The sequence below is a fragment of the Staphylococcus sp. HMSC36A10 genome (assembly GCF_001838845.1).
Taxonomy (GTDB): Bacteria; Bacillota; Bacilli; order Staphylococcales; family Staphylococcaceae; genus Staphylococcus; species Staphylococcus aureus.
The window spans coordinates 1-21,239 of the sequence record NZ_KV839126.1 but is presented as its reverse complement, the minus strand read 5'-3'; the positions used below and the strand labels follow the sequence as shown (position 1 = coordinate 21,239).

The 21,239-nt window shown below is 32.9% G+C and carries 22 protein-coding genes and 1 pseudogene; 8 read left to right on the top strand and 15 right to left on the bottom strand.

From position 1 onward, the window contains the following. Positions 1 to 520: 520 nt before the first annotated feature. Positions 521 to 1,285: a threonine/serine exporter family protein gene (locus HMPREF3247_RS10640; protein ID WP_000354088.1), complete on the top strand. Its 765-nt coding sequence runs from the start codon at positions 521 to 523 to the stop codon at positions 1,283 to 1,285. 12 nt (positions 1,286 to 1,297) lie between these two features. After that, positions 1,298 to 1,750: a threonine/serine exporter family protein gene (locus HMPREF3247_RS10635; RefSeq protein ID WP_000498572.1), complete on the top strand. Its 453-nt coding sequence runs from the start codon at positions 1,298 to 1,300 to the stop codon at positions 1,748 to 1,750. 141 nt (positions 1,751 to 1,891) lie between these two features. Here the strand turns inward: HMPREF3247_RS10635 and HMPREF3247_RS10630 are convergent, their stop codons facing one another. From HMPREF3247_RS10630 to HMPREF3247_RS10615, 4 genes are all read right to left on the bottom strand, one after another. Then, positions 1,892 to 3,376, bottom strand: coding sequence for an APC family permease (locus HMPREF3247_RS10630; RefSeq protein ID WP_000412519.1), 1,485 nt, complete (start codon positions 3,374 to 3,376; stop codon positions 1,892 to 1,894). A gap of 120 nt (positions 3,377 to 3,496) precedes the next feature. Next, a complete protein-coding gene (locus tag HMPREF3247_RS10625; RefSeq protein ID WP_000765183.1) occupies positions 3,497 to 3,865 on the bottom strand; it encodes a DUF423 domain-containing protein in 369 nt (122 codons plus the stop codon). Positions 3,866 to 3,997: 132 nt separating this feature from the next. Further along, positions 3,998 to 4,375: a DUF5327 family protein gene (locus tag HMPREF3247_RS10620; protein ID WP_000934514.1), complete on the bottom strand. Its 378-nt coding sequence runs from the start codon at positions 4,373 to 4,375 to the stop codon at positions 3,998 to 4,000. Then, positions 4,376 to 5,032 (bottom strand): uracil-DNA glycosylase, encoded by a 657-nt coding sequence (locus HMPREF3247_RS10615; protein WP_000455256.1) that lies wholly within the window; start codon positions 5,030 to 5,032, stop codon positions 4,376 to 4,378. It lies immediately after the preceding gene. A gap of 183 nt (positions 5,033 to 5,215) precedes the next feature. Between HMPREF3247_RS10615 and thiD the strand changes: the two genes are divergently transcribed. Both thiD and vraX read left to right on the top strand, forming a co-directional pair. Continuing rightward, positions 5,216 to 6,046, top strand: coding sequence for a bifunctional hydroxymethylpyrimidine kinase/phosphomethylpyrimidine kinase (gene thiD, locus HMPREF3247_RS10610; protein WP_001185462.1), 831 nt, complete (start codon positions 5,216 to 5,218; stop codon positions 6,044 to 6,046). A 506-nt stretch (positions 6,047 to 6,552) separates the two neighbouring features. Then, positions 6,553 to 6,720: a C1q-binding complement inhibitor VraX gene (vraX, locus tag HMPREF3247_RS10605; RefSeq protein WP_000587958.1), complete on the top strand. Its 168-nt coding sequence runs from the start codon at positions 6,553 to 6,555 to the stop codon at positions 6,718 to 6,720. A gap of 200 nt (positions 6,721 to 6,920) precedes the next feature. Here the strand turns inward: vraX and HMPREF3247_RS10600 are convergent, their stop codons facing one another. From HMPREF3247_RS10600 to nagB, 9 genes are all read right to left on the bottom strand, one after another. Continuing rightward, positions 6,921 to 7,190, bottom strand: a complete 270-nt coding sequence (locus tag HMPREF3247_RS10600; protein WP_000671099.1) for a hypothetical protein — start codon at positions 7,188 to 7,190, stop codon at positions 6,921 to 6,923. Between the two features lie 2 nt (positions 7,191 to 7,192). Beyond that, entirely contained in the window at positions 7,193 to 7,558 is a 366-nt protein-coding gene (locus HMPREF3247_RS10595; RefSeq protein WP_001165058.1) for a protein VraC, read from the bottom strand. Continuing rightward, the gene (locus HMPREF3247_RS10590; RefSeq protein ID WP_001070676.1) at positions 7,533 to 8,672 is read right to left on the bottom strand and encodes a thiolase family protein; all 1,140 of its coding nucleotides are present in this window, start codon (positions 8,670 to 8,672) and stop codon (positions 7,533 to 7,535) included. The genes HMPREF3247_RS10595 and HMPREF3247_RS10590 overlap by 26 nt, the downstream gene beginning before the upstream one ends. Before the next feature lies 1 nt (position 8,673). Further along, positions 8,674 to 10,050: a long-chain fatty acid--CoA ligase gene (locus HMPREF3247_RS10585; RefSeq protein ID WP_001100835.1), complete on the bottom strand. Its 1,377-nt coding sequence runs from the start codon at positions 10,048 to 10,050 to the stop codon at positions 8,674 to 8,676. A gap of 543 nt (positions 10,051 to 10,593) precedes the next feature. Next, positions 10,594 to 11,994, bottom strand: a complete 1,401-nt coding sequence (locus tag HMPREF3247_RS10580) for an MFS transporter (RefSeq protein WP_000347061.1) — start codon at positions 11,992 to 11,994, stop codon at positions 10,594 to 10,596. 501 nt (positions 11,995 to 12,495) lie between these two features. After that, positions 12,496 to 13,143, bottom strand: a complete 648-nt coding sequence (locus HMPREF3247_RS10575) for an HAD family hydrolase (protein ID WP_000667099.1) — start codon at positions 13,141 to 13,143, stop codon at positions 12,496 to 12,498. A gap of 112 nt (positions 13,144 to 13,255) precedes the next feature. Then, entirely contained in the window at positions 13,256 to 13,804 is a 549-nt protein-coding gene (hxlB, locus tag HMPREF3247_RS10570) for a 6-phospho-3-hexuloisomerase (protein ID WP_000807391.1), read from the bottom strand. Between the two features lies 1 nt (position 13,805). Further along, positions 13,806 to 14,438 carry a 3-hexulose-6-phosphate synthase gene (hxlA, locus tag HMPREF3247_RS10565; protein ID WP_070866239.1) on the bottom strand — a complete coding sequence of 211 codons (633 nt, stop codon included), beginning with the start codon at positions 14,436 to 14,438 and terminating at the stop codon, positions 13,806 to 13,808. 76 nt (positions 14,439 to 14,514) lie between these two features. Further along, entirely contained in the window at positions 14,515 to 15,273 is a 759-nt protein-coding gene (gene nagB / locus HMPREF3247_RS10560) for a glucosamine-6-phosphate deaminase (RefSeq protein WP_000866418.1), read from the bottom strand. Between the two features lie 275 nt (positions 15,274 to 15,548). Between nagB and HMPREF3247_RS10555 the strand changes: the two genes are divergently transcribed. The 4 genes and pseudogenes from HMPREF3247_RS10555 to HMPREF3247_RS10540 all read left to right on the top strand — a co-directional run bounded on the left by HMPREF3247_RS10555 (position 15,549) and on the right by HMPREF3247_RS10540 (position 19,254). Beyond that, entirely contained in the window at positions 15,549 to 15,911 is a 363-nt protein-coding gene (locus HMPREF3247_RS10555) for a YojF family protein (RefSeq protein ID WP_001557152.1), read from the top strand. Positions 15,912 to 15,924: 13 nt separating this feature from the next. Then, entirely contained in the window at positions 15,925 to 16,590 is a 666-nt protein-coding gene (gene bshB2 / locus HMPREF3247_RS10550; RefSeq protein WP_000129068.1) for a bacillithiol biosynthesis deacetylase BshB2, read from the top strand. A 12-nt stretch (positions 16,591 to 16,602) separates the two neighbouring features. Further along, positions 16,603 to 17,481 (top strand): GTP cyclohydrolase FolE2, encoded by an 879-nt coding sequence (folE2, locus tag HMPREF3247_RS10545; protein ID WP_000134239.1) that lies wholly within the window; start codon positions 16,603 to 16,605, stop codon positions 17,479 to 17,481. A 281-nt stretch (positions 17,482 to 17,762) separates the two neighbouring features. After that, positions 17,763 to 19,254 (top strand): annotated as a pseudogene (locus tag HMPREF3247_RS10540) (glycosyltransferase). Between the two features lie 125 nt (positions 19,255 to 19,379). Here HMPREF3247_RS10540 and HMPREF3247_RS10535 read toward each other — a convergent pair. Further along, positions 19,380 to 20,852, bottom strand: coding sequence for a serine-aspartate repeat adhesin O-glycosyltransferase SdgA (locus HMPREF3247_RS10535; protein WP_001106731.1), 1,473 nt, complete (start codon positions 20,850 to 20,852; stop codon positions 19,380 to 19,382). A 118-nt stretch (positions 20,853 to 20,970) separates the two neighbouring features. Beyond that, positions 20,971 to 21,239 (bottom strand): LPXTG cell wall anchor domain-containing protein (locus HMPREF3247_RS10530; protein WP_033861628.1); only part of this gene is annotated, 269 nt, incomplete at its 5' end.

The window sequence follows — 21,239 nt, the reverse complement described above, 5'->3', positions numbered from 1 at the left end:
AAAATTCCAAGCTTATCGGTTTAAGCTTGGAATTTTTCGTTTATCTTCAGTATATTCCCGTATACATAAGACGTGATTTGGTAAATAGTTGAAATCTGTATGTTTAAACTTATATATATGTGCTAATGTATTATCAATAACAAAGTACACTTTGCTCATAGCAAAGTGTACCCGAGTAGTCTTCCTTGGGAGAACTTTAACTACTATCACTACATATAAACGTTAACCTCAATAGAAATTATACAGTCGCTACTCTATACAATTTTTGTAATGGTTAACTAATATTATTTTAACCTATTTGAAATATTTGAAACATATTTTTGTCGAATTTTTTTCAATAATTTTTCCTTTTTATACTTCAAGAGAATTTTAACTACTAAAAATTCCGATGATTATTATTACAATAGTATCAAATATTAGTTTTTTAAAATCAATAACAACTTATCAAAAAGCTCATGTGGTTATTTTATAGTGTATAAACTATAATGAGTATTAAATTCTTATAAACAATGGTGATGAAATGGACATAAATTCAGAAGAATACAAACAAGAGGTACTTATCAAAGACGTTGTCATGCTTGCTGCTCGCATACTATTAGAATCTGGTGCAGAAGGTACGCGTGTAGAAGATACCATGACACGTATTGCAAAAAAACTTGGTTACAGTGAAAGTAACAGCTTTGTTACAAACACTGTCATCCAGTTTACGTTACATTCGGAATCGTTTCCTAGAATATTTAGAATTACCTCTCGAGATACAAACTTAATAAAAATTTCTCAAGCTAATAAAATTTCGCGTCAAATTACAAACAATGAAATTTCTTTAGCCGAAGCAAAAACGCAACTTGAAAAAATATATGTTGCTAAGCGTGACAGCAGTCTTCCCTTTAAAGGTTTTGCTGCAGCAATGATTGCAATGAGTTTCTTATATTTACAAGGTGGTAGATTGATTGATGTTTTAACTGCGATATTAGCAGGTAGTCTAGGATACCTAGTCACTGAGATTTTAGATCGCAAGTTACATGCACAGTTTATCCCAGAATTCATTGGTTCATTAGTTATTGGGATTATCGCCGTTATTGGACATACACTTATCCCAACAGGTGACTTGGCAACTATTATCATTGCGGCAGTCATGCCTATTGTTCCTGGTGTATTAATAACAAACGCAATACAAGATTTATTTGGTGGACACATGTTGATGTTCACAACGAAATCATTAGAAGCATTGGTTACTGCGTTTGGCATCGGTGCTGGCGTTGGTAGCGTATTAATTTTAGTATAGGAGTATCAGACTATGTTTTGGATCTTAAACTTTATCTTTAGCTTTTTAGCTTCAATGTTCTTCTGCGTCATTTTTGATGCACCTAGAAAATTATATCTATCATGTGGTTTCGTTGGTACATGTGGATGGATGGTTTACACCTTATTCTTCAACGGCTTTAATGTGCACACTATATACTCTAGTTTCTTTGGTAGTTTAGCATTAGGCTTGTTAAGTCATTATATGGCTCGTAAACAAAAAGAACCTGCCATCATTTTTATGGTAACGGGTATCATCCCATTAGTACCAGGTGGATTAGCTTACGATGCAACGAAAAATTTAGTATTATTAAATTTCAGTACAGCAATCAATACCATGCTAGAGGTTACACTTATTGCAGGAGCCATCGCATTAGGTTTATTATTCGCCGACCAAATTTCCAAATTAATTGTTTCTGGGTTCGTGAAATCTTTTAAACGATTATAAATATTGTTAGAAATGGCTCAGCCCAAACTCTTAGCAATTTTATATAAGGTTCAACTGCCTCGTCTTAAATGTCAATTTATAATACAAAAAAATCGCACGATACGCCTCCGAATGAAGAAGGTATATTGTGCGATTCTTTTATTATTTAGTTTTTTCTTTTTCAGGTTCTTCAATCATATCATCAACTTCATTTTCACTTCTATTTAAAATCAAGCGACTTAATTCATCATTATCCATATTTTTCAATTTAGGATATCGAATCACAAAGAATATTAAACCGATGATTAACCATCCAAGTAATGCAATATAAGACGGTGCAGTCAGTGCTGCAGGAGAACCTGGCACTAATAACAACGCTAAGAAAATGAATGATACAAATGAGCCGATAATAGCAAACGTTTTGTAAACCGGTGCATACGTATTACTTTGTTTGTTATAACTGAATAATTTCGCTGCAGACAAACATGTAATAAAGTAGGCAATGGATACACCAGTAGATGACATATCTACAATCCAAGTCAATGCAGTTCTTCCTAGCCAAGGTGCAATTAACGACACACCTACTAGGAATATGATTGCGACATATGGTGTTTTGTATTTACTATGTAATTTACTAAACACTGTTGGCATAATACCTGAACGTCCCATAGAAAATAACAAGCGACTTGAACTCATCAAGAATCCGTTTAAACCAGTAAATATACCCATCATAATTGCAATTGCTAATACACCTAATCCAATATAACCAAATGCTGTTTGTGTAACAGCACCTGTTAACCACAACTGCCCATTTAAACTTTGATGACTTGTTGATAACCAACCAGTGTATAAAATCATGACAACATAAGTTAATGATGCTGCTAATAAACTGTACACGATAAGCTTAAATGTCTTGTTTGGTGCAAAGTTAAACTCTTCTGCTGTTTGTGGAATATTATCAAATCCAACATATGCCCATGGTGCCACGGATACAATAACCACAATAGACACTAACCATCCTTTGCTAGGTTCAGCTAACGGTTGTAAATTTTCAAGTGCAAAATTATTACCAAAGAATGAACCAAAGAACATCAATAATACGACGATTACCATCGCCACACAGAAATAATATTGTAATGATCCAGATACACTTGCGCCACGAATCGTTACTAGCATGAATACAAGTAGTAATACGGTCGCAATAATGATTTCCGTAATATAAACGTCCCAGCCCGCAATGGTGTATAGTTTCCCATTATTTAAGACATCTGGCAATAAGAATTTAACTAGTAAACTGAATGCGGTCGCATTTAAAGCAACGACACAGACATAACCAAAAGTTAAAAACCATGATGAGAAGAAACTCACATATCTGCCGAAACTTAAGAAACTAAAGGCAAACGCGCCCCCTGATACTGGAAATCTCTCTACTAATGCGCCATAACTAACCGCAATTAATATCATTAATAATGCACCAATAACAATACCAATTGATGCTGCAATCGGACCTGACTGCTTAATCCAGTCTCCTGGTAAGATGAATGCGCCCCATCCGATACATGAACCATATGCAATCGCCCATACAAACTTTTCAGATAGGTTTTGTTTTAAATCGCCTCTATCTATTTGCTTATTCTTTTTTTCCATAAATAAAAACTCACCTCGAAGGTATTCTATACCCAAAAGATGAGTTTGTAACTCTTTTTCTTGATTATTTTTATTAAAAATTTAATGTTTAGTTACATAGGTAATCTAAAGTTTTAAAATTTAACCAGCAAATTTGAATGTCGCAATGATTAACATTATCCATCCAATGATGAACAATACGCCACCAATTGGCGTAATCGCACCTAAAACTTTAATTTGAGTTAATACTAAAATATATAATGATCCACTAAAGAAAATAATACCAGCAAATATTAACCAGCCAGCCCAGTTAACATTGATTGAAGTTGTACCACTAATTACACCTATAATTAATAATGCTAAGCCATGGTACATTTGATACGTCGTTGCTTTTTCCCATACTGATAAATAGTGATCACTTATTTTTCCTTGTAAACCATGCGCACCAAATGCACCTGTTCCGACAGCCATCATCGCGTTTAATGCACCTAAAATAATAAATAATTTCATTGCTACCTCTCCTTATATAATTCAGTATTAATAAATGTTTAAATCCGAACACTCGAATAAAAGTATATGCGTTTTGATTATTAACCTACATACTTAATAAGCTATTAAGTAATTATGTTTCATTGTTGCTTTTTAAAAATCAAATATGGATTCACCATTGCCAATGTCATCATCTGTCGCTAATCTTTGTTGTTGATTTGAAGGTTTTGAATATGACTTATGATGATGTGCTGAATGCGTATTTACTTTACCACCCATCGCTTCAATTTCAGCAGCTGTCACTTGATGAGTTGGCTGCGTTATTTGTGATTGTGGCATTTGATTATGGTTAGCAATACGACGATTCATTTGTTGTTCACCAATATGTGGTGTATTTGATGTTGAAGCATATAAAGATGTTAATATATGTATGGCATACATATGTTTTTCAAAGTCATGGTCATGCTGTGCCTGCTCTGCTTGTACTAATTCTTGCTCAATTCGTGCTATTAAAGTTTCTCTATTCAACATCTACGCCTCACTTTCACACCAATTAATTGGTGATTTTCCTACTGACTCTAAATAGGCATTCGCTTTGGAATACGGTTTTGATCCAAAGAATCCTCTATATGCAGACAGTGGACTAGGATGCACTGATTTTATAATACAATGTTTAGATGTATCGATAAGCTTTATTTTTTGCTGTGCAGGTTTCCCCCACAAAATAAAGACAACATGTTCTTTATAATCAGACACTGCTTTAATAATTTCATCAGTAAATGTTTCCCAACCAATATCACGATGAGAATTTGCTTCACCCTGTCTTACGGTTAAAACTGTATTCAATAACAAGACGCCTTCTCTTGCCCAATCTTGTAAATGCGGTGTTTGTCTAACGCATCCAATATCATCTGCTAATTCTTTATACATATTACGTAAAGATGGAGGGAATTTTGCGTTAGGTTGCACTGAAAATGCTAATCCATGTGCTTGGTTTGGACCATGATACGGGTCTTGTCCTAATATAACAACTTTGATATTTTCAAACGGTGTTAAATCAAACGCTTGATATATATTTTCCCTATCAGGGTATACGATTGCAGTCGAATATTCTTTTTCTAAAAAATCATGCATAGCTTTAAAGTCATGTTTCGTTGTTATGTCATGAAAAATTTGCGACCATTCCATTCAATCTCACCTCAGGACATATTTTAACATATCACACTTATCTAAAGTGAACGACATTTTCAAAAGTTACAATAGTATGAATGATTCATTTCAACAATCATCAAATATTGAATGCTTAATATTTTTCAATTAGGTTAAAAATGATATGATGAATACAATATTATTATGTAGGAGTGAAGCTCAATGGCTTTAAAGAAAGTTTTAACAATTGCCGGTTCTGACACAAGTGCTGGCGCAGGTATGCAAGCAGATTTGAAAACGTTCCAAGAATTAGATACGTATGGCATGGTCGCTTTAACTGCCATCGTTACTATGGATAAAGATACATGGTCACACGATGTCACACCATTACCTATGGACGTATTTGAAAAGCAACTTGAAACGGCTTTATCAATCGGACCTGATGCTATTAAAACAGGTATGTTAGGTACTGAGGAGATAATCAAACGTGCTGGAGAAGTATATGAGGCATCTAATGCACAATATTTTGTAGTAGATCCTGTCATGGTTTGTAAAGGCGAAGATGAAGTGCTTAATCCTGGAAATACTGAGGCGATGATTAAATATTTACTACCTAAAGCAACGGTAGTGACACCAAACTTATTTGAAGCGGGTCAATTATCAGGATTAGGTAAATTAAATTCAATTGAAGATATGAAAAAGGCTGCAACAATTATCTTTGATAAAGGCGCACAGCATGTCATCATTAAAGGTGGCAAAGCTTTAGATCAAGATAAATCGTATGACTTATACTATGATGGTCAAACATTTTATCAACTAACAACAGACATGTTCCAACAAAGTTATAACCATGGTGCTGGTTGTACATTTGCTGCGGCAACAACTGCATATTTAGCTAACGGTAAGTCACCGAAAGAAGCTGTGATTAGCGCGAAAGCTTTCGTCGCTTCTGCTATTAAAAACGGTTGGAAAATGAATGATTTTGTTGGTCCTGTGGATCACGGTGCATACAACCGTATTGAACATATCGATGTTGAAGTAACAGAGGTTTAACGATTAGGCGGTTCATCTATAAATCAACATTATTAGCCACACCACTTAAATTGGGTATGAACTCAATTTACGTGATGTGGTTATTTTTCTATAATCATCATACTCTGAATATAATTTAAATTTGAAAGTTACATATAAGCGTTATTAGCTTTTATTGAAAATTTCATACATATCGAACAATACATACAAATATTTCCTATACATCTACATCTATGACTAAATAACCCTTTATTTTCAAGATGAACTTAAACTCATCTATATGCTCAATACCTCTATCATTATCATTCTTTTGCGATAGATTCCTCTCTAATCATATATGTTATATTTCCCAAATGACTGCCAGGCGACTCAATAAATATATATTTATTTAGAACTTTTATACATAAATAGTCTTAGTAAATCATACGTTCTATGTCTGATAAAAAGTTGATACTTAAGGTTGATGTCACACATAAAAATGTTATTTATAATATAACCATAGAGTAGCAAAGGAGGTAATATAGGTTATGATTATTTATCGACAGTATCACCATGAAGGCGCACCAGTTTATGAAATTATAACCAAAACGTTTCAGCATGTTTCAATTAAATGTGACGATTCATTTAGTGATACTGAAATATTCAAATTGCTCTCTTTATTACAAGACGATATAGATCATATGAAAGTTAGTTAAATTGACTAATCGTTCCAATAATCCAGAATTTATTAAACATTGATATAGTTGTTATTATTATTTTAGATTAATGCATCCCCGTGCAAAGAAAGAAACGTAACCTATATTCATCTCTGTTCCCAATAATAATAACAATACATAACTGATATTAGCTGTCCTTTCATCTCCTAATTAATATGCGTTCATGCAGCTAATATCGGTTATTTTTTTGTGCTCAAAGAAATTTTTATTTTAATCTCTCCATCGTCATTAATTGCTATAATTTCGTGTTCGTGTTGTTCAATGAATTCGATATTTTCATTTATTAAAATAGGTTTAACGTAGTTAATTTGACACTGGTTTGTCTCTAATGACATAGCCATCAGCATCATTTGACTCACTAATTGTCCTGGCACAATCTCATTATGTATTGGATTATCATCATTTACGAGCGCCAAATATTCATTTATCCATATCTCATTAAACTTCATCTCTACTTCATCGCCTTAATAAAAGTTTGTGTAACCGTTATGACATGTTGATCATTTTTAGTTAATGTTAAAGCCATTGTATAACGTGTGATATTGCGAGTCTGTCGGCATTCAATATCTTCTAAATGCCCTACATATATTGTGTCTACTTCTATCTTTTGAGTTTGATTAATTGCTGATTTTGTTAAAATCAGTTCGCTATTTGCATATTTTTTAAATAAATCAAATTTTGGCCATAATGACGCACACATTAATGGTGGTACTTCTTTTCTATAAGGTTGGTTAAAACACTGATAATATGCAGCCACACTATCCTTAGAAAATGACACATTTAATCGCTGGTTAGAATCGAGTAAATAATGCTGCATTTCCTAGACCTCCCCCTATCCCCATAGATGCAATCATAGTCTCTTTGTCAAACATATAAAATAATCGAGTCACTAATTGGGCACCGCTTGCACCGTATGGATGACCTGATGCTAATGCACCACCCCATATATTTAATTGCGTATTTGAAATATTTAAAGCTTGTTGGCAGGCAACTACCTGTGCACTGAACGCTTCGTTAATTTCAATGACTTCAATATTTTCTATCGTTAATTGATTTCTTTTTAGTAAGTTGGAAATGGCTGGTACTGGACCAATGCCAGGAAAATTAGAATCAACACCTACCGTAACACCATCTTTAAATAATAAACCATGCTCGAAACCTAATTCGTATGCCATATCTTTTTCCATAATAAGCAATAAAACTGCACCATCATTTTTCATACAACTATTCGCAGCGGTAACGGTCCCACCTTTGATCACGGGCTTAAATCGGCCAAAGTTATCTTTCGGAATATGTGATTTTAGACTTTCATCAGTGTTGAATATTTCTCCTTTAACGGTTATAGGTAATATTTCCTGAGAAATATTTCCATTCTTTACATTTTCCGCTGTCAATTGATGACTTCGATAAGCAAATTCATCTTGTAATTCTCTTGAAACATCATACATCTTGGCCACATTTTCAGCACCTTGAATCATTGATGGGTCGCTCATTTCAGGTGCAAATGATGCACGCTCATAAAACTCAGGTAATGCTGTTTCGTACACAGAATGCGGTCGTTTGATTTTCCAAGGTGCTCGACTTGTACTTTCAACACCACCTGCAATATATACCTTGCCAGCTCCGGCTTGGATCATGCGACATGCATATTGAACACTTTCAAGTCCAGACCCACATTGCCGATCGATTGTGACGCCAGGTATTGAATCTTTAAGCCCCGCTTCAAGCAATGCTTTTCTTGCAATATTGCCACCATTCCCAACAACATTACCTAAAACTACATCATCTATTTTAGATATTACCTCTGGATACTTCTCTTTAAAATGTTGGAATAAAGGTTTAAGCAATTGTTCTGGCTCTAAATGTTTTAAAGTGCCACCATATTTCCCAAATGCAGTTCGTTTAGCTGCAACTATGACTGCTTGATTCATATTATAATTCACCTCTCAAATACATCGACATCATTTTTTCTCTAGCAATTTTACCACTTGCAGTGTAATACATCTTTTCTACATGATGAATCATCGATGGAATTTCATAGCGTTTCACTTTCTTTTTTAAAAATTGTTTTACATTTTTATGTGTAAGTGTCACATCACCAGAATAAAGCAATACGCCTATTTGACCAAAACGCTCATTTGGAATACCGATGATAATTGCTTCATCAATGCTCGAAGATTGCGTTAAAAGGCGTTCAACATGTGCTGGATATATATTTTGACCACCAATAATTAACATATCCTGTTGACGTCCCGTTAAATATAAATACTGCTCTTTTACATAGCCATTATCATTAGTAACAAACCATTCATCATTATTTATACATTGTTCACTTACATAGCCACTAAACATCATATTACTTTTTATACAAATAGTTCCTATACCATTGTGATCGTGATTCGTTGTTTTCAATTCCACATTTGGAAATAGCACACCTACTGATTCAACTGGTGCTTGCTGATTCAAGTTATAGCTGATAAAACTGGTTTCCGATGTACCAAAAAATTCAATCAAATTTATGTCATTTGCTTGATTTTTTATCTTTTTAAAAATAGAAGAATGCAGCTTATCTCCACTGCTAAAAAATGATTGGATTGTATGTTCATTGTTGTAAACTAACAATAATGATTTAATCATCGTTGGAACAAGAAACATAGCAACTTTGTATGATGATATTTTATGACATTGATTAAGTAACTTTTCAGGATGAAAAGTGGTCTGTCCTATAAAAGTACGACCGGAACTTAAAGCAAACAATAACGCATATAATGTTAACGAGTGCGATAGTGGTCCAGGGGCTGCTATTGCATTTTCATTTTTTAACATCAACATTTCATTAACTTCAAAAGAAGCCAACCATGAATCTTCATCACGATAATATGCTTTTGGCAGTCCAGTTGTCCCTGAAGTAAAACCAATATGTAATAAATTGGGGTAGTGCTGTAATTGCGTTGAATCAATAAACATCGGTGAGTCTATATTCTGCATGAGACCTGTATCTCCAATTACATCTTTAATACCATATTTTTCAATCAATTGACGATGTATAGTACTTTGCCATTTACCTTCCATCATCATAGGCACTTTATGTAAACGATGCAAAGCTAAATAACAAATAATACTTTGCACCGGTGATTTCATATTAATAGCAACGACAGGGTTAAGTGAATATTTCTGCAAAGATTCAACTGCGCTAGTGATGCGGGCATTTAGTTGACTATATGTAATTGTTTCATCATCGATATGTAATGCTATGTCATTAGGTTTATTTTGAGTATGTGTTTTCAACTGTTCTAAAATTACGTTCATCAATATCCCTCGCTCAATGTAAACTTTAAAATACATATTGTTAACATTATATAATGAATAAGTATTTTTATCAGGTAAACCTGCCTATTATAAAAATCAAACTTAAGCCCTAGATAAATTTGATACTGTAGTACCATGTTTTTTATTAGATAAGACGTTACTATATGTATATAGAGAAAAGAAGTTATCGCAATCGCAATAACTGACACAAATAAGTCACCCAATCTATTTAAGTTTGTGTTCTCTATAATAATATTGAAGGTTAGAGTCTCAATATTAATTGCGTTGGACAAAATACTCTAAGACATATTTACATCCTAACATTTCAATAGCAAGAGAATTTTAAGTATTCAAAGCTAAACATATGCTTTAAGTCCCCTCTTTCCCCCATTGCGATAATCATTGCAGTGGGGGTTTATGTATATACAAAAACTTTATTACGGCTAATTACAGTTCTCAATTTAAAAAGCACTTTAAAGTTAGCAGAACCTACTAGCTTTAAAGTGCTTATATACGATTGATTTATACTTTTTATTAAAATCTCTAATTCTTACGTTCTTTAACCCACCATAATGCTTCTTTTGGATGTTCTGCATAATAAGCTCTATCTTGCTCGTTATCTACATTTGGATACGAACCTTTTAGAGATTTTCCTGCTGTACTTAAATGTAAGAATGTAATAACTAAAAAGCCAATAACACTGATTGCTGTTAAATAATACGCAGGTGCTAATGGATCTCCAGTTTTCGTAACTAACCATGTTGCAACTAATGGCGTCGTACCACCAAATATCGAAACAGAGATATTAAATGTTACTGATAAAGTTCGATATCTTATATGACTGTAAAACATCGTTGGTAACGACCCTGGCATTGTCGCTTCGTAAGTTGATAAGAAAAATCCTAATATAAATATACCGATTACTATTACAACAAATGATTGTGAATGTAATAACATAAATGCGATGATACTGAATAATGTTAGCCCACCAGTACCAATTAGAAATACTTTCTTTTCACCTATTTTATCCGCTAACTTACCAAACATTAATGCTAATGGAATCATTATTGCCATGACACAAGTAATTAATACACTTGTTGTCGTTGCATCTAATTTAATAACTTGTTCTAAATAGGTTGGTAAATATGCAGTTACCATATAGTTTGTAACATTGAAGAATACAACAGCTACAAAACATACAAATATATCTTTGTAATAAAATCTGATGATTTGTAAAAAGTTAATGTTATCTCTTTCTGGTTGTGTTGCAACATCATTTTCGAAAACTGGTGATTCTTCCAGCTTACGACGTAAATATAAGCCGAATAATCCTAGGAATAAACCGAGTAAGAATGGGATTCTCCAACCAAATGATGCCATTTGTTCATCTGTTAAAAAGAATGTTAATACAGCAATCATAATTGAAGCAGCTATGTAACCTGATAATGTCCCAATTTCTAGTCCACTACCTAATGAGTTACGACGCTTATCTGGAGATGATTCGGCAACATATGTCATTGCCCCCGCATACTCTCCACCTGTTGAAAACCCTTGTAGTACTCTTGCAAGCAATAATAGTATTGGTGCCCAAAGTCCAATTTGATCATAGCTTGGCAATAATCCAATGGTTAATGTTGAAAATGCCATTAAAATAATTGTAGATGTTAATACAACTTTACGTCCATATTTGTCACCAATAATACCAAATACGACACCACCAATTGGTCTTAATAAAAACGCAATGGCTAATGCTGCGAAAGTCAACATTTGTCGAATGTCTGCATTCTCTACTGGAGAGAAGAAGTTCGCTCCAATGTACGCAGTTGTATATGCATAGACACCAAAATCGAACCATTCCATTGCATTACCGATACCGGTTGCAACAACGGTTTTTTTAGCTTTCTTTGCATCCACCATGTTAATATTCTCTTTATTAAAATCCATGAATTCATACACTCCCTCTTGTATGTTTCATAATTATACGGAGTTAATTAGTTTTGTCAAATTTATAAGAATTTAAACTTTTATATAAATACAAAAGTATGTTTGTTCAAAAATTTCGCTTTATCGAATTAAATTCAATGATTTTATACCCTCATACATTTGAATTAAACAATAATAATTCTTAAATCATCGAACGATTAACTTTTTGGAATTATAACTAAAAATAGCGATAGCACACAACTTCATGTAAGTGATATGCTATCGCCATTTTCGACATCGTATTTAAATGTTTATACTCAATTTACTTCAATAACTTTGTCATTACTTTAATTTATTTTTACAAAAATAAATGATCAACGAGTCAGACATTACTCTTTAAAAATTCATAATGTTTAATAAATATTTATTTTAAATTCCTAATCTAAAGCGAAATATTTCTAAGTATAATCTAATATTTATGAATATGCATTTTAACCATGGTATTCTCTGTTTTAACAAGTTTTATAATACGGTATTAATTTCTGATGGATCATTAATAATAAAATCCGGATTTGAATGAAGTAATGACCTTGCATCATGTGCACCCCAAGTGACAGCTGCAGATTGCATACCAGCACGTTGTGCCATCTCAACATCAAACGTTGAATCACCAATATAAACCGTTTGTTGGCTATTTAAATTGTAGCGTTGCACAATTGTGTGTATGCCTTCAGGATTTGGTTTATATGCACTTACTTGATCGGATCCAACAGATTCGGTAATCAAGTGATTTAATCCAATAGCCGATAAATTTCTTTCTAATACATCACTCTTCTTACTAGACACCACGAAAAGTTTTTTCCCTTGGTTATACAAACTTGTAATGGCTTCAGTTATACCCGCAAATTCATAAATATAGTCCTTTTCAATAGATTGATATGTATGTCTAAATGTATCGATTAACTTTGCTAATGCTGCTTCATCTAATGGTCGGTCTGCTAATTTTAAAAATGACTCTTCAATAGGTATTCCCATATAATGCGTTATTTCTTTAGATGATGGTTCCGTTAAGCCACATGCTTTAAATGCACTTTGTGTTGCTACTTCACCACATTTTTTCGTGTCTGCCAACGTACCATCAAAATCAAAAATATAATTGTCAAACTTCAATATTAACACCCCTATTCGTTTATTATTGATATTATACTATAATTTATTATTTAAATAAAAAAATAATCGATAATATTTCTGCCTAGGCCTCATATTATCGACTATCTTTGTTTTATTCTAAATTAGCATGATTTTGTTGCATCGTTTGTTCCGTTACATTCATTTCAGTCATCAATCCCATTACAACACTATCTAAAAATAATTGAGATGCTTGTTCAAACAAACTTCCTAATGGTTGTGCCGAGCCTTGTTCATCATATTTTGTACCTGCAGGCAAAACGATGTTCGTCCCAGCTAGATTGCCTATTGCAGAATCTTTATTTGTAGTAATTAATACAATGTCAGCACCTACTGATTTTGCTTTGTCTGCTAATAATCTTAAATGTTCCGTGGAACCTGAACCAGAGATAATTACAAATACATCATTCGACTTAATCGCAGGTGTCGTTGATTCTCCAACAACATGTGCCTGTTTGCCGAGCTGATTTAAGCGCATTGCAAAGCTATTCGCCACGAATCCTGAACGTCCTTTGCCAGCTACAAATATATGTTTAGCATGTAGTATTTTGGACGCAAACGTTGAAAATTCATCCGCTTCAACATGTGACAAAGTCATCTTTAATTCATCTAGAATTAATTGATAGTCACTAAATTCAGCCATATTACTTACCTTCGATTGCAGCGCGACATTGTTTTGCAGCTTCTACTGGATCATCTGCATTTGCGATTCCGCCACCAACAATAACAAGATCAGGATTTTCAGCGACAATTTCTTTAATTGTATCTGGTTTAATTCCACCTGCTACTGCAACTTTAGAATTTTTAATAACAGATTTAACGGTTCTTAAACTTTCTAATGGTGATTGCCCTTCTGCTTGTAAATCATAACCAGTGTGTACTGCAATATAATCAGCACCCATTTCATCTAGTTCTTTTGCACGTTTTTCTAAATCTTGAACAGCAATCATATCAACTAGTAATTGTTTATTATTTTTATGAGCTTCTTCAATAGCTGCTTTAATTGATGCATCTTCTGCAACACCTAGTATTGTAATTACATCCGCGTCAAATTTAATTGCTTGGCTAACTTCATAATCAGCTGCATCCATAATTTTCATGTCTGCTAATACTTTTACATTACTAATGTTGTCTGCCATATGTTTAACTGCTGGTAAACCTTCGTTGTAAATGATTGGCGTACCGATTTCTACGATATCTACATAATCTTTTACTTTATTTGCTAACTCAGCCGCGTCTTCTTTGTTTAATAAATCAATTGCTAATTGTAATTCCACTAAAAATCATCCTTCCAATGCTTTTTATCTTTCTATTGGAACCTTTCCCGAGGCATTTCTTAATTAAACATTGCAATCAATCCATTTCATCGACATGAATTTTCGCAACATTTTTCGGGCAAGCTTCGTCGTCTAAATATATCTCAACATTCGGGTGTTTGTGAAGTAATGTGGCTGGAACATCAACAGAAATTTCCTGATTTAATAAATGTGTAATAGCAGCACGTTTCTTTTCACCAAATGCGAGTAAAATGACACGTTTAGCTTGAAGAATATTAGCTAGTCCCATCGAAATGGCTTGCTTTGGAACATCATCTTCGTTTTCAAAATATCGACTATTAGCCTTAATAGTACTTTCAGTCAAATCAACGATATGAGTAACGCTATCAAACTGCGTACCAGGTTCATTAAATCCAATATGACCATTTTCTCCAATACCTAAAATTTGAATATCACGTTGACCTTGTTGTTCTAAAACGTCATTATATTTTGACGCTTCCGCATTCATATCATCGGCATCTCCATTTGGAATATGAATGTTCTTTCTATTAAAATAAGGATATTGTTTGAAAAGCATGTCATCCATATAATAGTGATAACTTTGCGGATGTGATGCGGTTAAACCTACATATTCGTCTAAATTAAACGTGGATACATTGTCTACGTTTAACTGATTTTTATTTAATAACTTAACAAGTTGTTCATACAAATCTGTCATTGTACCACCAGTTGCTAAACCAAGTTTACAGTGCTGATTAAATGCCATCTCTTTATATAACTCACATGCAACATAGAATGATGCTTGTTTTTTCGATCCTAAGTTTAATACTTTCATTGTTTACATGCCTCCACAAATTTAATACATTTTAAAAACTTATGAATTCATTCATACACCATTAATATAGCATCATTTTTAATGTTTAACACTTTTCAAATTCCAACAAATTTTTGATTTTTAAAAGTAAAAAACTAATGCTGTATGATTGCGTAATCCTGAGTAATTACCCTTCATGAAAATTAATTTATAAATAATTGAGCAATCGTATACAATTATTGAATAGTTTTTAGTAAAATAGAAAGATAAACACATTGATAGTGTAAGGAGTGAACGTGTTGGAACCAATTAAAGAACAAGAAGTTATAGATTTACTTGCTTCTTTTGAACATAAACCTGTGTATCTGCATGTTGAAACGACAAATGGGGCCTATGCGAACCATTTCGATCAACGTGTTTTTAATGCTGGTACATTTTTAAGAAACATACAAGTAACATATACGCATGCACAACTAAAAGGTGGTAATAAAGAACCTTATCGCATTGGTCTTAAACTATCAAATGGTGGTTGGGTTTATGTACAAGGTCTAACGCATTTTGAGGTCAATGAACATGATGAATTTTTAATTGCAGGTTTTAATTACGAAGGTCAACTCGCTGCAGCACTTCAAATTAGTGAGCGACCATTTAATTTATAGAGGAGGCATCAACATGACTGACGAAAGACATGTATTAGTAATATTTCCACATCCTGATGATGAAACCTTCTCATCTGCAGGCACATTAGCAAGTTATATCCAAAAAGGCATACCTGTAACATATGCATGTTTAACCCTAGGACAAATGGGCAGAAATTTAGGTAATCCCCCATTTGCAACGCGCGAATCATTACCAAGTATTCGTGAGCGTGAACTAGAAGAAGCTTGTAAAGTTATTGGTATTACTGATTTAAGAAAAATGGGTTTACGTGACAAAACTGTCGAATTTGAACCCTACGAACATATAGATGGTATGATTAAATCTTTAATCGATGATACAAATCCATCATTGATTATTTCATTTTATCCTGGATATGCAGTACATCCTGATCACGAAGCAACAGCAGACGCTGTAATTCGAACGGTTGAACGCATGCCTAAAGAAGAACGCCCTCGTTTAACTTTAGTTGCGTTCAGTAATGATGCAACCGAAGCTCTTGGAGAACCTGATATTCAAAATGATATTACAGATTTTAAAGAACTTAAAATTAAGGCATTTGAAGCACATGCTTCTCAAACAGGTCCATTTTTAAAACAATTAGCAAGTCCTGAAATCGATGGTAAACAACACAGCTTTTTAACAGTCGAACCATATTGGACATATCACTTTAAATCTTAACGGAGGAAAAAAATGACTGAATTTGATTTATCGACACGAGAAGGTCGTTGGAAACACTTTGGTTCCGTAGATCCTATTGAAGGCACGAAACCTACTACTAAGAACGAAATGACAGATTTACAAAGTACACATAAAGATTTTTTATTTGAAATAGAAGAAGTTGGTATTAAAAACTTAGTGTACCCTGTACTTGTTGACCAGTATCAAACAGCTGGCACATTTAGTTTTTCAACAAGTTTAACAAAAGACGAAAAAGGTATTAATATGAGCCGTATAATTGAAAGTGTTGAAAAGCACTATAATAATGGTATTGAACTTGAATTTAATACACTTTATCAGGTGTTACGCACTTTACAAACGAATATGAAACAAAATGCGGCAGGCGTTGATGTTTCTGGGAAATGGTTCTTTGATCGCTATAGTCCAACCACAAATATTAAAGCAGTTGGTAATGCCGATGTCACTTATGGATTAGCAATTGACGGTGATAAAGTTACACGTAAAGAACTTACTATTGAAGCAACTGTCACAACGCTATGCCCTTGTTCAAAAGAAATAAGTGAGTATTCAGCGCACAACCAACGTGGTGTTGTCACTGTTAAAACATATATTAATAAAGATCAAGACATAGTTGATGACTATAAAAATAAAATTTTAGATGCAATGGAAGCTAATGCAAGTTCAATTCTATACCCTATTTTAAAACGTCCTGATGAAAAACGTGTGACAGAGCGTGCATATGAAAATCCACGTTTTGTCGAAGACTTAATTCGTTTAATTGCCGCGGACTTAGTTGAATTTGATTGGTTAGACGGTTTCGATATCGAATGTCGTAATGAAGAGTCTATCCATCAACATGATGCTTTCGCTAAATTAAAGTATCGCAAATAATATCATATGATTAATTCAAACGCGTAACATTAGTTGCGCGTTTTTATTATACCTTCTAGAGTTGTATATCTCTTTTATAAATCTTCTCATTTGATGTGCTTGAGTCATAAATCAATATCCTAAGCTCTACAATGATATATTGGTCGTAGTTGATTGAATAACTACTATCATTATAAATATCAAAATTTGTTGTTTTATAAATAAACACATCTTCCAGTTAAAAGAAGTAATTAAATATTATGTGATATAATTATAAAAAATAGATATAAGTGGTGTTGTAAATGAATTATTTTGTAGGTAATAGTTTAGGTGTTAATTTAACTGGGATAGAGAAAGCAATTATTAATCGTTTAAATTTATTTAAAGAAATGGGAAGACCAGCGCAATGTGTATTTCTGTCATGGAATAGATATTTATATAGAAATGCCCAAAATTATATTACTAGTTCTGACTATATTAATATGTATGATTTCTTCCAAGAAGCAACATATTTAGAACGCAATGAACCATTTGACTGGTTGTCGTATTGGACTGATGAATGTCATTATACTTTAAAACATGTTGAAAATAGTCATGACTTTAGAATATATGATCAAGAGCGTTTCTTAATGTATGCCCATTTTCAAGATCCTAAATATCGTATATTAGATTATGTAAATCATTTTGATAGTCAAAGACGAAAAGTAAAACGTGATTTTTATGATGTGCGTGGCTTTTTAAGTTGTAGTAGGATTCTTGTTGATAAACAACAAACATTATGTGAATTTTTTCTATAATCCAGAAGGTGACACAAAATTAGAAAAGTATTTTTCTTACAAGGATGGCAAACCAGAAGTACAAAAAATTATTGTTTACTATGCTAACAAACAATATTTCTTTAATAATGAAACGGAATTAGGCGCATTTTTCATTAAACAACTATATCAACATGGGGATTTATTTTTCAGTGACCGTAATGTGTACACAGCACCTATTTTCAACTTAACGCCTGAGTCAATCCCAGTAGTAGCTGTGCTTCACAGTACACACATTAAAAATATTGATGCATTAGATTCATCGCCATTTAAAAATGTATATAAAGCGATGTTTGAAAATTTATCTCGATATCGTGCAATTATCGTTTCTACTGAGCAGCAAAAATTAGATGTTGAAAAACGTATTAACCATACTATTCCAGTTGTTAATATTCCTGTCGGCTATAGTGAAACAATTGATACACCAGTCCAAACATTAGATCAGCGCAGTGTTAAATTAATTTCCGTTGCTCGTTATTCACCTGAAAAACAATTACATCAACAAATTGAATTAATTAAACGCTTAGTATCGTATGTCCCAAAAATAGAGCTTCATATGTATGGTTTTGGTTCTGAAAGTAAAAAATTAAATGAATTGATACAAAAATATGGATTGGAAAATCATGTTTACTTACGCGGCTTTTTAAGCAATCTAGACCAAGAATATAGCGATGCCTATTTGAGTTTAATAACAAGTAACATGGAAGGTTTCTCTTTAGCGCTACTTGAATCTTTAGCACATGGTGTTCCAGTTATTAGTTATGATATTAAATATGGACCTAACGAATTAATTACGCCTGATTTCAATGGTTATTTAATTACTAAAAATGATGAAGATGCCCTATTTGATAAAGTAAAATATGTGATTGATCATCCTGAAGTACAGCAACGACTGTCAAAAGGTAGTTTGGCAAAAGCGCAACAATATAGTAAAGCGTCGTTAATTAAACAATGGGACCAATTTGTTCGTCTTATATAAATGTACTTCACCTTTATTTTTATAAAAAAAAAGCGTTTTCCTATGTCATTTAACTAAACATGTAAGTTCGTATGAACGTTGTTTGTTAAATAGATGATTCTAGGAAAATGCTTTTTTCTTTTGACTTAGTTTAAAATATTTTGCCACTTTGTACTGATAGTAGTTGCATTGTACTGTTGTGCAGATTCTATGCTATTAATCGAAAACTGTTGCAATTTTTGAGTATTATTTAGTAATTGGTCGACCTTTTCAACCATTTGATTGATGTCACCTTGAGGTACTAAATAGCCATTAAATCCATCTTGAATCAGTTCTGATGGACCATAATCTACATCATAACTGATCACTGGTGTACCTACTGAAAGCGACTCTAAAATTGCTAAGCCAAAACCTTCCATTTTACTTGTCGATAACATCAGTTCTGCTTTAGCAATCTCTTCATTAATATGCGTCTTAAAACCATGAAATTTTACATGTTCCGATAAATGATAATCTTCTACAAGTTGTCGATATTCTGACAAACCATTTCCATGTCCATAAATATTCAATTGAATATTGGGATGTTTTGTTACTAATTGCTTGATTACTTCAATTTGATGTTTAATTTGTTTATTTTCAACGAGGCGAGCAATTGATATGATATGATTTTTCTCCTTTTGATTGATGTCAAATTGATACTTTAAATTTGCCACGTAGCCAACCGGAATATTGATAACTGGTATTTTATTTTCAATATATTGTGAAATATCTTGGCATTGCTTTTCTGTTGATACAACAATCGCTTTATAACGTGTTAAATTATTAAACACTGTTTTATAAAAACTTTTTATACCATTACCGGTGTCGGCTAAATGTGTACTGTGGAGCACAACAATAACTGGAATACTTTGATTTAATCCCGCTATAACATTTCCTAATTCATGAGGACGATCTAATATGATTTGATCATTATTTTTACATAATTGATGGAGAAAATATTGAACTAATTCATCTTCTGTATCAAAAAATTGTTGATGCTGGTCTTCATTTAAGATAACCTTTGTGAGCGTGTTTTTCCCTTTTATATCGTCGAAATATTTTTGGATGACGATTTCCCCATTAGGTGTATAGTAATTTTCGAGTACAATCCGTTGTCCTTCACCTAAAATTCGAGAACAACTTAAAAAGCCTCTTCCATCATACAATTCGCGTTTTACTTTTCTTCTTTTATGATCAAAATAATTCACATAGTTTAAATGATGATACTGTTTATCTAAAAAATGTGCATACATTACAAATTGCTCTTCATCATATATTCTGACATCATTTGAATTTTCCACAAATTTCAATGTGTACCTACATGATTTTTCCCAATACTGTATCCAGTTAACTTGCTTTGTCTTTTTATAATTGATTGCTTTTTGAAAATAGTCATACATTGTAAATACATCATTTTCAATCTGATGTTGCTTCGCATATGTGTATGAATAAGGATTCCATTTAACATATACACATTTTGAAGATATGCCGTGTTGTTTGAACAACTTCAATCTATTTATTTGCGCTTTTTCTACACCTGTAATTTTACTTTCTAAAATTGTTCCTAAAATGTAATTCATATTATCGCCTCATATAAGTTTTATTCCGTATCTTTATTGTTTATTTTATATGAAAAATACATCTATTGCATGTGTAATCATAAAAAAACCAGGCCACAAGGACCTGGGTCATATTGTATTATTTGTTTTGTTTTTTGCGACGACCGAATAACAATAATGAACCTAATGCTGCAAATAATCCGCCAAATAACGTTGCGTTATTTGAGCCATTATTTTCACTACCTGTTTCTGGTAATGCTTTCGCTTTATTGTGATGGTCTTTAGTAGTACTCATTGGTTTAACAGGTGTATGTTTTCCTGCATCCGAGTCCGAATCGCTGTCGGAGTCTGAATCACTGTCTGAGTCTGAATCACTATCCGAGTCTGAGTCGCTATCTGAGTCTGAAT